This window comes from Leisingera daeponensis, from assembly GCF_019801465.1.
In the GTDB taxonomy this organism is placed as follows: Bacteria; Pseudomonadota; Alphaproteobacteria; order Rhodobacterales; family Rhodobacteraceae; genus Leisingera; species Leisingera daeponensis_A.
On record NZ_JAHVJA010000003.1, the window covers coordinates 242,837 to 257,614 of the forward strand.

General features: G+C 63.2%; 15 protein-coding genes. 9 read left to right on the forward strand and 6 right to left on the reverse strand.

Going from position 1 to position 14,778, the window contains the following annotated elements; genetic code table 11:
• Nucleotides 1-71 precede the first annotated feature (71 nt).
• Nucleotides 72-2,099, reverse strand: coding sequence for an NADPH-dependent 2,4-dienoyl-CoA reductase (locus KUV26_RS09540; RefSeq protein ID WP_222508168.1), 2,028 nt, complete (start codon nucleotides 2,097-2,099; stop codon nucleotides 72-74).
• A gap of 136 nt (nucleotides 2,100-2,235) precedes the next feature.
• On the opposite strand from KUV26_RS09540, the gene KUV26_RS09545 reads away from it, so the two are divergent.
• Nucleotides 2,236-2,718 (forward strand): RNA pyrophosphohydrolase, encoded by a 483-nt coding sequence (locus tag KUV26_RS09545; protein ID WP_222508169.1) that lies wholly within the window; start codon nucleotides 2,236-2,238, stop codon nucleotides 2,716-2,718.
• A 1-nt stretch (nucleotide 2,719) separates the two neighbouring features.
• Nucleotides 2,720-3,241, forward strand: coding sequence for a hypothetical protein (locus tag KUV26_RS09550; RefSeq protein WP_222508170.1), 522 nt, complete (start codon nucleotides 2,720-2,722; stop codon nucleotides 3,239-3,241).
• A 6-nt stretch (nucleotides 3,242-3,247) separates the two neighbouring features.
• Here KUV26_RS09550 and KUV26_RS09555 read toward each other — a convergent pair whose 3' ends face one another.
• Nucleotides 3,248-4,123 carry an EamA family transporter gene (locus tag KUV26_RS09555; RefSeq protein WP_222508171.1) on the reverse strand — a complete coding sequence of 292 codons (876 nt, stop codon included), beginning with the start codon at nucleotides 4,121-4,123 and terminating at the stop codon, nucleotides 3,248-3,250.
• Between the two features lie 75 nt (nucleotides 4,124-4,198).
• Between KUV26_RS09555 and KUV26_RS09560 the strand changes: the two genes are divergently transcribed.
• A complete protein-coding gene (locus tag KUV26_RS09560; RefSeq protein WP_222503302.1) occupies nucleotides 4,199-4,684 on the forward strand; it encodes a MarR family winged helix-turn-helix transcriptional regulator in 486 nt (161 codons plus the stop codon).
• A 129-nt stretch (nucleotides 4,685-4,813) separates the two neighbouring features.
• Here KUV26_RS09560 and KUV26_RS09565 read toward each other — a convergent pair whose 3' ends face one another.
• Both KUV26_RS09565 and nth read right to left on the reverse strand, forming a co-directional pair.
• The gene (locus KUV26_RS09565) at nucleotides 4,814-5,806 is read right to left on the reverse strand and encodes an adenosine kinase (RefSeq protein WP_222508172.1); all 993 of its coding nucleotides are present in this window, start codon (nucleotides 5,804-5,806) and stop codon (nucleotides 4,814-4,816) included.
• Between the two features lie 60 nt (nucleotides 5,807-5,866).
• Nucleotides 5,867-6,511, reverse strand: coding sequence for an endonuclease III (gene nth / locus KUV26_RS09570; protein ID WP_222503304.1), 645 nt, complete (start codon nucleotides 6,509-6,511; stop codon nucleotides 5,867-5,869).
• Nucleotides 6,512-6,670: 159 nt separating this feature from the next.
• Between nth and KUV26_RS09575 the strand changes: the two genes are divergently transcribed.
• The 4 genes from KUV26_RS09575 (at nucleotide 6,671) to KUV26_RS09590 (ending at nucleotide 10,017) form a co-directional block, all read left to right on the forward strand.
• The gene (locus KUV26_RS09575; protein WP_222508173.1) at nucleotides 6,671-7,540 is read left to right on the forward strand and encodes a methylated-DNA--[protein]-cysteine S-methyltransferase; all 870 of its coding nucleotides are present in this window, start codon (nucleotides 6,671-6,673) and stop codon (nucleotides 7,538-7,540) included.
• Nucleotides 7,541-7,811: 271 nt separating this feature from the next.
• Entirely contained in the window at nucleotides 7,812-8,501 is a 690-nt protein-coding gene (locus KUV26_RS09580; protein WP_222503306.1) for a helix-turn-helix transcriptional regulator, read from the forward strand.
• A 139-nt stretch (nucleotides 8,502-8,640) separates the two neighbouring features.
• Nucleotides 8,641-9,300 carry an OmpA family protein gene (locus KUV26_RS09585; protein ID WP_222503307.1) on the forward strand — a complete coding sequence of 220 codons (660 nt, stop codon included), beginning with the start codon at nucleotides 8,641-8,643 and terminating at the stop codon, nucleotides 9,298-9,300.
• Nucleotides 9,301-9,474: 174 nt separating this feature from the next.
• The gene (locus KUV26_RS09590; protein ID WP_222508174.1) at nucleotides 9,475-10,017 is read left to right on the forward strand and encodes an NADPH-dependent FMN reductase; all 543 of its coding nucleotides are present in this window, start codon (nucleotides 9,475-9,477) and stop codon (nucleotides 10,015-10,017) included.
• A 137-nt stretch (nucleotides 10,018-10,154) separates the two neighbouring features.
• On the opposite strand, the gene KUV26_RS09595 is transcribed toward KUV26_RS09590, so the two are convergent.
• The gene (locus KUV26_RS09595) at nucleotides 10,155-11,195 is read right to left on the reverse strand and encodes an NAD(P)/FAD-dependent oxidoreductase (protein WP_222503309.1); all 1,041 of its coding nucleotides are present in this window, start codon (nucleotides 11,193-11,195) and stop codon (nucleotides 10,155-10,157) included.
• Nucleotides 11,196-11,253: 58 nt separating this feature from the next.
• Here KUV26_RS09595 and mnmD point away from each other — a divergent pair, with 58 nt between their 5' ends.
• On the forward strand, nucleotides 11,254-11,922 hold the full coding sequence (mnmD, locus tag KUV26_RS09600; protein ID WP_222503310.1) for a tRNA (5-methylaminomethyl-2-thiouridine)(34)-methyltransferase MnmD: 669 nt from the start codon (nucleotides 11,254-11,256) through the stop codon (nucleotides 11,920-11,922).
• The gene (locus KUV26_RS09605) at nucleotides 11,919-12,827 is read left to right on the forward strand and encodes a DMT family transporter (RefSeq protein ID WP_222503311.1); all 909 of its coding nucleotides are present in this window, start codon (nucleotides 11,919-11,921) and stop codon (nucleotides 12,825-12,827) included. The genes mnmD and KUV26_RS09605 overlap by 4 nt, the downstream gene beginning before the upstream one ends.
• On the opposite strand, the gene KUV26_RS09610 is transcribed toward KUV26_RS09605, so the two are convergent.
• A complete protein-coding gene (locus KUV26_RS09610) occupies nucleotides 12,801-14,759 on the reverse strand; it encodes a lytic transglycosylase domain-containing protein (RefSeq protein ID WP_222508175.1) in 1,959 nt (652 codons plus the stop codon). The genes KUV26_RS09605 and KUV26_RS09610 overlap by 27 nt on opposite strands.
• Nucleotides 14,760-14,778: the final 19 nt, after the last annotated feature.

A 14,778-nucleotide genomic window follows, 5' to 3' on the forward strand; every position in this document is an offset into this window, starting at 1 on the left:
CGCGGATGCGCCAATGCCGCCAGATTCATTGAAGAATTCCGCTCCGGGCGGCCCGGGCCGAGGCGGTGCGGCTACAGCGCCGCAGCCAGCCGGGTGCCCTGGTTGATGGCGCGCTTGGCATCCAGTTCCGCCGCCACATCGGCGCCGCCGATGACATGCGCGGTGATGCCGCGCTCTGCCAGCTGGTCTGCCAGCGAGCGCTCTGACACCTGGCCCGCGCAGAGAACGATGGTATCCGCGGGCACCAGCATCATGTTCTCGCGCGCCTCGCCGAAGCTCACATGCAAGCCCTCATCATCAATGCGCTCGTAGTTGACGCCACCGAGGAACTCCACGTCTTTCATCTTCAGCGTGGCGCGGTGGATCCAGCCGGTAGTCTTGCCCAGCCGTTTGCCGTGGCGCTCCGCCTTGCGCTGCAGCAGCGTCACGCGGCGGGCAGGGGCGGCGGGCTGCGGTCCTTCGGGGGCGAGTCCTGCGCGATGCTCGGCCGGGTCGGCAACACCCCATTCCTTCATCCAGGCGGGCAGGTCGGTGGCGGGGCTGTGGCCCTCCTCCAGCAGGAATTCGGACACGTCAAAGCCGATGCCGCCGGCACCGACCACCGCCACGCGCCTGCCCACCGGTTTCTTGTGGCGCAGCACGTCGATATAGCTCAGCACATTGTCCCGGTCCTGGCCGGGGATTGCGGGATCGCGCGGGGAGACGCCAGTTGCGACCACCACCTCGTCAAAACCGGTCAGGTCATCAGCCGAGACCTCGCGGCCCAATTCCAGGGTGATGCCTGCATCCGCCACCATGGTGCGGTACCAATCGACCAGCCCCCAGAATTCCTCCTTGCCCGGCACCTGCTTGGCCAGGTTGAGCTGACCGCCGATTTCCCCGGCGCGGTCGAACAGGGTGACATCATGACCGCGCTGCGCCGCCGTCAGCGCCGTGGAAAGCCCTGCGGGACCTGCGCCGACAATCGCCACGGTCTTGGGCGATGCTGCCGGTTCGATCACCAGCTCGGTTTCGTGGCAGGCGCGGGGGTTGACCAGGCAGGAGGTCAGCTTGCCGCTGAAGGTGTGGTCGAGGCAGGCCTGGTTGCAGGCAATGCAGGGGGCGATACGCTCCGCCTGTCCGGCCTCGGCCTTGGCGACGAAATCCGCGTCAGCAAGCATCGGCCGCGCCATTGACACCATGTCGGCGCAACCACCTGCCAATACTTCTTCGGCGACTTCTGGTGTGTTGATGCGGTTGGAGGTGATCACCGGAATGCCGACCTTGCCCATCAGCTTCTTGGTGACCCAGGCAAAGGCTGCGCGCGGAACGCTGGTTGCGATGGTCGGGATGCGCGCCTCGTGCCAGCCGATGCCGGTGTTGAGGATGGTGGCGCCGGCCTTTTCGATCTCTTGTGCGAGCTGCACGACTTCGTCATGGGTGGAACCGTTGGGAACCAGGTCGATCATCGACAGGCGGTAGATGATGATGAAATCGCGGCCCACGGCTTCGCGGGTGCGGCGCACCACCTCGATGGGCAGCCGCATCCGGTTTTCATAGGAACCGCCCCAGCGGTCGGTACGCTTGTTGGTATGGGTGACCAGAAACTGGTTCAGGAAGTAGCCCTCCGACCCCATGATCTCGACCCCGTCATAACCCGCTTCCTGCGCCAGCCGGGCGGCATTCACGATGTCGGCGATCTGTTTTTCGATCCCGTCCTCGTCCAGCTCGTGCGGCGGGAAAGGGGAGATCGGTGACTTGACCGGGCTGGGTGCGACGCATTTCGGCCCGTAGGCATAGCGGCCCGCGTGCAGGATCTGCATGGCGATTCTGCCGCCGGCCTCATGCACCCGGTCCGTCACCACCCGGTGGTTTTCAACATCCTTGGCCGTCGTCATCATCGAGGCGCCGGGCAGCACCGAGCCTTCCAGGTTCGGACCGATCCCCCCGGTCACCATCAGCGCCACGCCGCCGCGGGCGCGGGCGGCATAGAATTCGGCGACCCGGTTCCAGTCGCCGGTTTCCTCCAGCCCGGTGTGCATAGAACCCATAAGCACCCGGTTCTTCAGGGTGGTGAAGCCCAAATCGAGCGGGGCAAGCAGGTTGGGGTACGCAGTCATCTGAAACTCTCCCTGGCAGTTGCGCCTAGGATCAGGGGAGCAGGCCGTCTTGTCACGGGCAAACGCCGCGTCACCCCCTTGCGTGCCCCCGCGGCAAGCGGTCTAAGGTTGGGCAAACCATGCCGAGGAGAGCCGGATGACGCCCGAAGATATTGCAAAGCTGCCCTACCGCCCCAACGTCGGGGTGATGCTGATCAATGCAGAAGGCGCAGTGTTCGTCGGCCAGCGCAAGGACCGCTACAAGGATGCTTGGCAGATGCCACAGGGCGGTATCGATGCCGGCGAGGACCCGCGCATCGCAGCCCTGCGCGAGCTGGAAGAGGAAACCGGTGTGGCGCCGGAGCTGGTGGAAATCATCGCCGAGAGTGATGGCTGGCTGCCTTACGACCTGCCGCATGATGTGGTGCCAAGTTTTTGGGGCGGCAAATACCGCGGGCAGGAACAGAAGTGGTATCTGATGCGGTTTCTGGGAACCGACGATCAGGTCAATATCGCGACGGATGATCCGGAGTTCTCAGCCTGGTGCTGGCAGCCGGTGGAGAGCCTGGTAGAGAAAATCGTGCCGTTCAAGCGCGAGGTCTACGCGCGGGTGGTGGAAGAGTTCCGGGAGTATTTGTGAGATGAAATTGCGGACCCGCTTACATAAAGCCGGGACCGGCGCTGCCCTGGCCGGGTGTCTGCTGGTGGCCCAAGCAGGCGCTGCCGCAGCGCTGAGCTGCCTGCCCTGGGGACCTGCGGATGCATACCTCCATGCTGCCGGGTCGGAGCGCGTCTACAACGTCATTGCAGGTGAATTGAGGTTTGACGAAAGCCTGCTGCCGCAGTCGCATTCGGAATCCCCTGGCGACACGCCGCCGCTGACACGCATCCAGGCGCAGCTTTCGGGCAAGATGCTGGAGGACAGGTACTTTTCCGGCCGTGTCGCTGTGCCCGCGGTGCTGGAAGTGGAATGCCTTGGCCCCTGGTGCGGCGGAATGAAATCTGGTGCGGACTATGTGTTCTTTGCCGAACAGCGCGGGCAGGAACTTGTAGTCCGGGCGAACGCCTGCGGCGGATTTGCGTTTGATGACACCTCAGAAGTGCGTCGGCAGGTGCTGGAGTGCCACCGCGGCAAGGCATGTGTTCCGGCCGTGCCGCGGTGACGATCTTCATTCCGCCGGGTTTGCGGTGCTTCTTCTGCGCCATGGCAGCCTGGCCTGGCCAAGCCAGAGGCTGAACAGGGCCAGCAGGGCGCCCAGCATTTGATTGGGTGTCAGGGTTTGGCCGAGCAAAAGCCAGCCCAGAATCACAGCGGACAGCGGGCTGAGGACGCCGAGCAGCGACACCTGCGACAGGTCGATCCGCGCGAGGCCGCGGAACCACAGGATATAGGTCAGCGCACCGCCTATCAGGCTCATGTAGGCCAGGCCCAGGATATTGGCAGCCGTGAAGACCGGCATTTCCGGCACCATCCACAGCGCAACAGGCGCCAGCAGCAGCCCGCCTGCGGTCAATTGCCAGGCGGTGAAGGTGAGGGGCGGCACCGGCGGCTGCCATTTGCGGGTCAGAACCACGCCAGCGGCCATCGACAAGGCGCCGCCAAGGCCTGCCAGGACGCCCAGCGTGTCCAGCTTGGCGGCAGGCGTCAGCACCAGAAGGGCGACGCCTGCGATACTCAGTAGGGCGGCGGCAACGGCAACTGTACGGACTTGTGTTTTCAGCAGTACGGCGGACAGGAACACAACAATCAGCGGCTGCACCGCGCCCAAAGTTGCTGCAACGCCGCCGGGCAGGCGGTAAGCGGACAAAAACAGGAGCGTCCAGAACAGCGAAAAGTTCAAGGCGCCCAGCACCAGCAGCTTCGGCCACAAGCTGAGCGGCGGAAGCTGCCGCACCAGCACCAGCAGCAGAAGCCCCGCGGGCAGCGCCCGAAGCAATGCCACCACCAGCGGCGAATGGCCGGGCAGGAAAGTTGTCGTCACGATGTAGCTGCTGCCCCAAATGGCAGGGGCCAGCGCGGTCAGCAGAAGGGTCCGGATCGGCATGGGGTTCTCCTTATCTTGATGTCGAGATAATGTATTTTATCTTGACGTCAAGATGTAAATCTTTAAACCGGTGACATGGACCATGTGGATTTTATCACCCAGCAATGGGGACGGGAGCGGCCGGATCTGGATGTCACGGCCATGGGCGTGATCGGCCGGGTGGCGCGGCTGTACCTGGCCTATCAGCGCGAAATGCATAAGACCTTTGCGGAATTCGGGCTGAATGCGGCCAAGTTTGATGTGCTGGCCACTTTGCGCCGCTCCGGCGCGCCTTACACGTTATCACCGGGGGCGTTGCTGAAGGCGACGATGGTGGCCTCCGGCACCATGACCAACCGGATCGACCGCCTGGAGGCTGACGGTCTGGTCAAGCGTGAAGTGAATCCTGAGGACAGCCGCAGCTTTCTTGTCGGGCTGACGGAAGAGGGGTTTACCCTGATCGACAAAGCCGTCACCGCGCATGTTGAGACCCAGGCGCGGCTGCTGGAGGGAATGAGCCGGCAGGAGGTGGAGGGGTTCACCGCGCTTCTGAGCAAAGCCCTGACAGTCGCTGACGGCTAAGGCTGGACCACTGTGAAACCGGATGCCTGCCGCACGCGGCGGGCAGCGCGGCTGGCGCATCACTCTGCGCCCAGCTGGTGGATCCGCGCCGTCAGGCGCGGTCCCAGCCGGCGCAAGAGTGCTGCCGGATCAAACCAGCCCTGCTTTTTCGAGCAGATGCAGCACGTTGGTTTCCGGACGCGGGCCGATGTGGCGGATCACCTCGCCTGCGCAGACGCAGCCCATCCGCGCGCAGATTTCCATGCTGCGGCCGGTTGCCATACCAAACAGGAAACCGGCTGCAAACTGGTCGCCGGCACCGGTGGCGTCAACCGGCGTGATCGTCTCTACCGGCACGTCGATGCGCACCCCCTCGTTCAGCACGGTCACCCCATCGCCGGAGCGGGTGCAGACCACCAGCGGGCAGATCGCGGCAGTCCTGGTCATGGCCTCTTCCAGGTCGTCCGTTTCGAACAGGGCGCGGATTTCGTCCTGGTTGCCGATCACGAAATCCAGTTCCTCGCCGATCAGGGTCAGGAAGTCCGCGCGGTGGCGCTCGACGCAAAACGGGTCGGAGATCGAGATGCCGACCCGTCCGCCGCCCTCGCGGCAGTCGCGGGCGGCCTCGAGAAAGGCGGTTTTGCCCTTGTCCTTGTCGAACAGGTAGCCCTCCAGGAACATAATCTGCGCATTGCCGGCAACGTCCTGCGGCACGTCGTCAGAGTTCAGCTCGGACGAAATGCCCAGGTAGGTATTCATCGAGCGTTCACCGTCCGGGGAGACAAAAATCATCGACCGTGAGGTCGGAAGTTCGCCATCCGCAACCGGAGGGTTCACGAAGCCGACGCCCTCGTTGTTCATTGCATCAGCATAGAATTTCCCCAGGGCATCGTCACGGACCCTGCCGATGAAGGCGGCTTCCAGCCCCAGCGCGCCGGCGCCGGCGATGGTGTTGGCCACCGAGCCGCCCGGTGTGAGCACCCGATTGCCCATCGCGGCATAAAGATCCTCGCAGCGGTCGCGTTCGATCAGCTGCATAATGCCTTTTTCGATGCCCTGCTCGGCCAGGAAACTGTCTTCGCATTGCGCGATCACATCGACGACGGCATTGCCGATGCCGACAAGCTGATAGGTTTTGGTCATAGTCCCTCCTCGGGGATATCCGGAGCGGCTTTGTTCTGGCGAATAAGCCGCGCCAAAGATTTACAGGTTCTTATCCTCAAACATGCAGAGGTCACGGATCAGGCAGCTGCCGCACATCGGTTTGCGTGCCTTGCAGTGGTAGCGCCCGTGCAGGATCAGCCAATGATGGGCGTGCTGCTGGAAATCCGCCGGGATATTGTCCTCGATCGCGCGTTCCACAGCGTCCACGTCCTTGCCCGGCGCGATGCCGGAACGGTTTCCGACCCGGAAGATGTGGGTGTCCACCGCCTGGGCCGGCTGTTTCCACCACATGTTCAGCACCACGTTTGCAGTCTTGCGGCCCACGCCCGGCAAGGACTGCAGTGCAGCGCGGGAGTTCGGGACCTCGCCGCCGTACTCCTCGACCAGAATTTTTGACAGCTTGATCACGTTCTTGGCCTTGTTGCGGTAAAGGCCGATTGTTTTGATATGCTCGATCAGGCGCTCTTCGCCCAAGTCCAGCATTTTTTGCGGAGTGTCAGCGATCTTGAACAGCTCACGCGTGGCTTTGTTCACACCGGCATCGGTCGCCTGCGCCGAGAGCGCGACGGCGACCACCAGCGTGTAGGCGTTGACATGTTCCAGTTCGCCCTTGGGTTCGGGTTCGGCTGCCTGAAACCTCGTGAAGATTTCGCGGAGCGTATGATAATCGAGTTGCTTTGCCATCGCGCGCCATATGTACAGAGCGGCTCTCAAAGAGCAATTGAAATTGCATCCATCCGCGGCGCTGGCCCGTTCCGCTAACGCCAAAACCGCAAGTTCCGGGTCGCTTGCCGGGAAGGGACGGGGTAGGTTGAAGCCGCAAGCACGGAACAGGCTGGACCGATGAACATCGAAGCGCGGGAAAATACCTACCACTACGGCGTCATGCGGCGCGCGATCGAACTGATCGACGATGGCGGCGAGAACCTTGCGCTGGAGCAGCTGGCCGCCCGGATGGACATGAGCGCGGCGCATTTCCAGCGGTTGTTCTCGGCCTGGGTAGGGGTGTCTCCCAAACGCTATCAGCAGTATCTTCGGCTTGGCCATGCCAAGGCACTGCTGCGCGACCGGTTCACCACGCTGGAGGCCTCTCACGCGGTGGGGCTGTCCGGCTCCGGGCGGCTGCACGACCTGTTCCTGCGCTGGGAAGCGATGAGTCCCGGTGAATATGCCCGCAAGGGGCACGGCTTGCGGATCTTCTGGGGCTGGTTTGACAGCCCGTTCGGACTGGCGCTGGCGATGGGAACCGAGAAGGGCATCTGCGGGCTGGCTTTCGCCGCCGAGACAGGGGCGGAACCGGCCATGGCTGATATGCGTGCCCGCTGGCCGCAGGCGGCATTTGTTGAGGACCCTGTGTTTCTGCGGCCGCTGGTGGAGGCGGTGTTTGCCCAGAAAGGCGAGACAACGCTGCACATGATCGGCGCTCCATTGCAGATCAAGGTCTGGGAGGCGCTGCTGCGTATCCCCTCAGGTCATGTCACCACCTATTCTGAGCTTGCCCGTGCCATCGGTGCGCCCAAGGCGGTGCGTGCCGTCGGGACCGCAGTAGGACGCAACCCGGTGAGCTGGCTGATCCCTTGCCACCGGGCTTTGAGGAAATCCGGCGCGCTGGGCGGCTACCATTGGGGATTGCCGGTCAAACGCGCGATGCTCGCCTTTGAGGCCGCACGGGACGAAGAGGCTGCGGCAGAGGAGATACGCGCCGCCGGCTGAACAGGCGCCGCAGCAGTCCGGGGCGGGCAGGCTTGACTGCCTGTTGAGCTTCGTGCCGCCTTCGCGCGTCCTCGCGCTCTATTTCATGCGGGGCGAGCGGGTGGCGCTGGCCTTCCCAACGGTCGAGGCCCAGCGTGATCAGGACGATCCAGTCATAGGTCAGCATGAGTTTTCTCCCTTTTTCTTTAGACGAGAAAACCAGACCGCTGCTGACATGCTGTTGTCAGCGGCTTGTGCTATTGTGTCAGCAGACTGTCACTGGAAACTGTTCATGCCCCGCACCGGCCGCCTGTTTGAAATCATCCAGATCTTGCGTTCTGCCCCCGCTCCGGTGAGGGCTGAGGATCTTGCCGAGAAGCTGGAGGTTTCCAAACGCACAATCTACCGCGACATCGCTTCGCTGCAGGCGATGCGCACTCCGGTCGAGGGGGAAGCGGGAATCGGCTATGTGCTGCGCAAGGGGTACGACTTGCCGCCGCTCAACTTTGACGAGGAGGAACTGGAGGCATTGCATGTCGGACTTGCGATGCTGATGCGGACCGGTGACGGCGCCTTGCAGAAAGCAGCAGCGCGGGTGAGCCGGAAGATCAAGGATGTGCATGCCACCGCAGATTGGCTGCAGGTAGCGCCTTGGGGAGCACCGCTGGATGATCCTGAACAGGGTTGCGTTTCCAAAGCCTTGCTGCGGCAAGCTGTTCGGGAAAGCCGGAAGCTGCACTTGACTTACTTCAGTCCGGAGAGCGGTGAGAGCTGCCGCACCTTACGGCCGCTGGCACTGATTTATCACATCGAATGCACCATGCTGGCGGCGTGGTGCGAACTGCGCGGGGGGTTCCGCCACTTCCGCACTGACCGGATGCTGTCAGCCAGTTTGCAAGAGGCGGATTTTGCGGCTGAAGCCGGAGCCTTGCGAAAGTTGTGGATGGAGCAGGAAGGCTGGAACTTCGCATTCGCCCCATGAGGAACGGTGTTTATCGGAGCTGTGTGCGCGGTATTCCGCCGAAACGGAAATGCGTTGTCTTGAGAACACTGATCCGCAACACGATATTCGAGCGGAATGCCGGGTTATTCCCGGATCTGAGAAAACAGAAGGCTTTTTGATGATGCAGATGAAACTCACCACGGCTGGTATTGTCGCCGCAACTTTGGCGCTTGGCGCCTGTACCGATCCTGCGACTGTAGGCACTCCCGGCAGCAATACGCAAAAGGGTGCGGTTCTGGGCGGCATTATCGGTGCGGGTGTCGGGGCTATCGCCAATGACTCGGATCGTGGCCTGGGTGCCGTCACCGGCGCGCTGGTTGGGGCGACTGCAGGCAGTGTGATCGGTAACCAGCTGGATGCGCAGGAGCGCGAGCTGCGACAGAATCTGTCGAATGACGACATCACCATCGTGAATACCGGCGATCGTCTGATCCTGTCGTTCCCGAACGATCTGACCTTTGCTACTGACAGCGCGGCGATCTCGCCAGCAGTGCAGGGCGATTTGCGCCGCGTGGCCAACAGCCTGATCCGCTACCCCAACAGCACTATTCAGGTGATCGGCCATACCGATAGCGATGGTGATGCAGGCTACAATCAGGGTCTGTCCGAACGTCGCGCCAATGCCGTGGCCAGCCAGATCGCTGCGGGCGGTGTGCCTTACCACCGGATGCGGATTATCGGCCGCGGTGAAGAGCAGCCGGTGGCCTCGAACCTGACCGCTGAGGGCAAGGCCCGTAACCGCCGCGTTGAGGTGGTTGTGATCCCGCAGGCCGCCTGAATCTGAGCCTGACAGGAAAATAGTCAGCCCGCCCCGCTGGGGCGGGCTGTTTTCATCCAAGGCACGGCAGGTTTACGCAACGCTGCACATGGACTGCGCGGGCATGGCTGTTTCATGCTGGCGGCAGATTCCTGCATGATCGAGCGACACAAACGCGAATAAAAGGATCTCCACATGGCCGACCCTGTCCTGCTGACAATCTCCGGCTCGCTCCGCCGTGAGGCCACCAACCGCAAACTTCTGGCCGAGGCCGCGCGGGTGTTTGGTGCTGCCTCTGTCGTGGAAGGTGACCTGAACCTGCCGCTTTATGATGGTGATGCCGAAGCTGCAGAGGGCATTCCGGCTGCAGTGCAGGCGCTGGCGGACCAGATCGCGGCAGCGGATGCGGTGGCAATCTCGACACCCGAATATAACAAGGGGCCCTCGGGTGTGCTGAAAAACGCGCTTGATTGGGTCAGCCGCACAGAAGGGAACCCCTGGGCAGACAAGCCGGTGGCGGTGATGTCAGCGGCGGCGGGCCGTGCCGGCGGCGAGCGGGCGCAGATGATTCTGCGCGGTTTCCTCGTGCCCTTCCAGCCGCGGCTGATTACCGGGCCGGAAGTGCATCTAGCGGGATCCAGCAAGGAATTCAGTGCGGAAGGGCGGCTGACGAGTGAACAGTATGAAGCCACGCTGGCCAAGCTGATGCAGAAATTGCGTGCGGAGATGCTCCGCTAGGCTCGCTGCACGGCAAGCCGCCGCTGCGCGGATTCGCACAGCCGGGCAGCCTGCAGAGGCCAGGATGTCTCATACTTCTGACGGAACCGCATGCGACGTGCGGCCCAAGTGCCGTCGAAGGATGGAAAGGGACGGCGTCAGAGGTTGTCTTCGACCCGGAAGCCTTCGGGAACGCGGTCTTTCCCCTCCAGCAGCAGGTCCGCCATTACTTGACCCGCTTTGGGAGCCATGCCGAAGCCGATTTTGAAACCGCCATTGGCAATGTAGTGGCCATCACGCCCCGGCCAAGCGCCGAGCACCGGGGCGCGGGACTTGGCGCGGGGACGCACGCCGGCCCAGCGTTCAATCACCTCGGCTCCGTGCAGCACCGGCACCGCGGCGCGGGCGCGCTCGATCACGTCATCAAGCTTTTCATCGGTGGCCTTGCCGTCGTCGAACTCCCGTTCGCTGGTGGAGCCGATTGCCAAAGTTCCGTCCGCATGAGGAATGATATGGAGCCCGTCGGCGTAAAGCTGCGGCACCTCCCCCTCGTGGAAACGCAGCAGCGCGGCCTGGCCCTTGACCCCGCCGCCCACAGGTTTGCCGAAACTTTCGTTCAGCTCCAACAGGCCCGCATAGCCTTTGGCATGGACCACTTTGCCCTGATCCGGGGCTTCCGCCTGGACCTCCACACCCATCACGGCGAGCGCGGAAACCAAGGCAGCGCAGGCGCGGCGGGGATGCATGCGGGCGCTGAGGGTGTCGTGGATGACATATCCGGTGGCGCTGGGCGGCACCCATGGTCCCAGGGACGCGGCCTCGCAGACGCGCCATTCAGCCTCGTCCTTCCAGAACTCGCGGGCGGTTACTTCGCGCTGGCGGGCAAGCTCCAGCGTTCGCTCGTCATTTACCGGCTGCAGCCGCCCGGTGCGGCCGTAGCCGGCAGAGACACCGCCGGTGGCCTCAACCTCCTCCCAGAAGCTTTCGGCCATGAGCAGGCTTTCCAGCTGGAACTGTTTTTTGGCGTTCCAGTTCTCCGGCACATGCGGGGCCAGGGCACCGACCAGGCCGCCGCTGGAGCCGGCACCTGCGCCGAACGGGTCCGCCACCTGAACATGCGCGCCGCGGCGGGCGCAGAGCCAGGCGATTGACAGACCGAATATGCCCGCCCCGCGCACCGTTACATCTGCCATTGCCATTTGCTGATCCTTTCGCCAGTGTCGCGCCGTTCCAAGCTTTCACTTAGGGGATTATAGCATGGCAGACCAGCAGGCCCGCCTCAGCTGGCGCGATGGCACCGTGCCGGTGTCGGATCAGTTCGACGATCCCTATTTCTCGATACAGGACGGGCTGGCCGAAACAGAGCATGTGTTCCTGGCCGGCAACGATCTGCCAGCGCGGTTTGCAGCGGAATTTCGTGTCGCCGAGCTGGGCTTTGGCACCGGCCTCAATATGCTGGCGGCCTGGCGCGCGTGGGAGGCAGCGGGGCAGGAGGGGGCCCTGCGGTTCACCAGTTTCGAGGCTTTCCCGATGGCGCCCGCCGACATGGCCAGGGCGCTGGAGGCCTTTCCGGCGGTAGCCCCTTGGGCAGATCGGTTCCTGGCACAGTGGCAAGGCACAGGAGCATGTGATCTGGGCAGCCTGCAACTGGAGGTGATTGCAGGCGACGCGCGGGTGTCGCTGCCAGAGTGGACAGGGCAGGCGGATGCCTGGTTTCTGGACGGGTTTTCACCGGCCAAGAACCCCGAACTGTGGGGGGAAGGGCTAATGGCTGAAGTTGCTGCGCACACTGCGCCCGGCGGCTCGGCGGCAACCTACACCGCGGCGGGCTTTGTCCGCCGGGGATTGGAGGCGGCAGGATTTGAAGTGATCCGTATTCCCGGCTACGGGCGCAAACGGCACATGACAAAGGCGGTACTGACATGAGCATGGTTCCACAGGAAAAAAGCCTGCCCCAGCCACGGGTGCAGCAGAACAATGTGCCGTTGGGCATCATGCTGATGATCGGTGCCACCATTGTTTTTGCTCTGCAGGACGGTATCTCGCGCCACCTGGCCGGCACCTATAACACCTACATGGTCGTGATGGTGCGCTACTGGTTCTTTGCTGCCTTCGTTGTGTTTCTGGCTGCCCGTGCACAGGGCGGGATCAGGGAGGCCGCGCGCACTGATCAGCTGTGGCTGCAGATTTTCCGGGGGGTGCTGCTGGTCGGGGAAATCTGTGTTGCGGTTTACGGGTTCACCGTGCTGGGCCTGATCGAAAGCCAGGCGGTCTTTATCTGCTATCCGCTGCTGGTTGCGGCGTTGAGCGGCCCGGTTCTGGGCGAAAGCGTGGGCTGGCGGCGCTGGGCGGCAATCGGGGTTGGCCTGATCGGCGTGCTGATCATCCTGCAGCCGGGCATGGGCGTGTTCAACCCGGCAGCGGTAATCCCATTCATTTCCGCCCTGATGTTCGCGGTCTACGGTCTTGTGACCCGCTATGCCGCGCGCAAGGACAGCACGGCGACCAGCTTTTTCTGGACCGGGATCGCCGGCATGGTTTCCATGACTGCTGTCGGCATGTGGTATTGGGAGCCGATGAGCCGTGCCGACTGGATGTGGATGGCGCTCTTGTGTGTGACTGGCGTGACCGGCCATTGGCTGCTGATAAAGTGCTATGAGATGGCCGAGGCCAGCGCCGTGCAGCCCTTTGCCTACTTCCACCTGATCTGGGCGGCGATCCTTGGCATGGCAGTTTTTGGCGAAGTGATCCGCACCAACGTGGCCATTGGCGCGGGGATTATTATCGCTGCGGGGCTGTTCACCCTATGGCGCGAACGCGTGAAGGGTTGAGCCCATCAGCTCTTTTGAAAATGGGACCGGCAACGGTTTCTTGCCCAGCCGCGCCCGGTAAACGGGCAGGCTTTCTGTCACGCGCATCACGTAGTTGCGGGTCTCGTTAAACGGGATGTGCTCGATCCAGTCGACGATGTCCGGATCGCCGTCACGCGGGTCGCCATAGCGCTCCATCCAGGCAATGGGGCGGTGGGGGCCCGCATTGTAGCCAGCCGACATCATCACCACGTTGCCGCGGAACTTGCCCGCCAGACCTGCCAGATAGCTGGCCCCCAGTTTGGCGTTGTAGTCCCACTCTGCCGTCAGGCGGGAGGTCTTGTGGTTTGCCAGTATGCCCAGTTCCGTGGCGACCAGTTCGGCCGTTGCAGGCATCACCTGCATCAGTCCGCGCGCACCGGCGTGGCTGATGACCGCGGGATCGAACTCGCTTTCGCGCCGGGCAATCGCCAGTGTCATTTCCTCTGCCATCGGCAGCTGATGCTTGGCGACCGGGTGCAGCGGGTAATAGGCGCCTTCCAGCTCCACCCCGCCGCGGGCAGCGCGTTTGGAAATCATCACCGCCAGATGCGGTTCGTTCAACTCCACCGCCATCTGCCCCAGCTGGCGTGCCTGCACTGGCGGCAGCGTCTCTACCAGATGAGTCAGAAAGCGCTCGGCCAGAGCCATGTCGCCTGCCTTCAGGAGCATCAGCCCGGCCTCAGTCACCGAACTTTGCATGAACGCTGCCTTGCGCCAGTCCGGCAGCGGTGCGGGTTTCACCAATGCCGGATCAAAAGGGCGTCCCAGTTTCTCAGCTGCCAGAAGCCCGTAGAACGACGTCTGGTATTCCGCACCGCTGGCATAGGCCTCATGCGCTTTGTCGGCTTCGCCCATAGCGGCATAGGCCCGGCCCAGCCAATAGCCGCCTCTGCCGATGGAAATCGGGGTCGCTACAGAGGCGATGAAGCGTTTGAAATGGACTGTGGCCAGCTCAGGGTCGCGCAGTTTTTGCAAAGCGATGTAACCTGCCAGCCATTCACTGTCTGAATAGCCATAGCCGTCCTCGGGCGTGGAAAAGTGATAGGCCGCCAGCTGATAGGCGCGCTCGTGATCGCCGTCGCGCATCAGCTGGCGGGCCAGGTCGCTGCGGCGGCGCAGCCATTTTCCGGGTTCCCCCAGCTTTTCGGCGCTGGTGCTGCGGTCCATCAGCATGGCGATGGCGCTGTCCTGCAGCCGCTTGCGGTCGCGCCAGGCAAAGCGGTCATAGGCGAGCCCAGCTGCGTCTTTCAGGTTCGCGGGAACAGCCTCGATCCTGGCGTCCACACCAGGGGCGGTTTCCTGCAGGGCGATGCGGGCCTCTGCCAGTTTGCGCGGGCCTTCCGGCACCAGCGGCAGCATCCGCTTGGAGCTGACCAAATGCTCGTCCCACAGCAACCGGTCCAGACGCGCGGAGTGATGCGGCTTCAGAATATCAGCGAAATCGCGCAAGTAAGCAGCCTGAATGGCAGTGCCCATCGCCATAGTACGCCAGGCCAGTACAATTTCCGCCTCGCCGTCACCGCGGCGCCCGTCCGCAATCAGCGCCTTGCCCAGGCTCAGTGCGCCCTCGGCGGTTTGAGGCCGCTCCTTGGCATAGAAGGTGAGAATGGTTTCACGCCCGGTGGCGGCGATGGCGTCTTCGTTCTGGCGGCGCAGGTAATCCAGCCCTGGCCAATCCGGACGCCGCTGCAGAAAGGCCATCACGTCCCCGGCAGAACCCAGCCCCGCACGAAGCCGGTGCCATTCGATGATATCGCGTGCCACGCTGTGCTGGTTGCCCGCTTCGCGTGCTGCCTCTTCCCATTTCTCAGCCCGCATAAGATCAAGCGCAGTACTCAGCTCGCGCGCTTGGGCGGGCGCCCCGGGCAGGGACGCCGCAATCAGCAGAATAAGGGCCAGGATGCGTGTCATCTCTTGCATTTTCCAACAG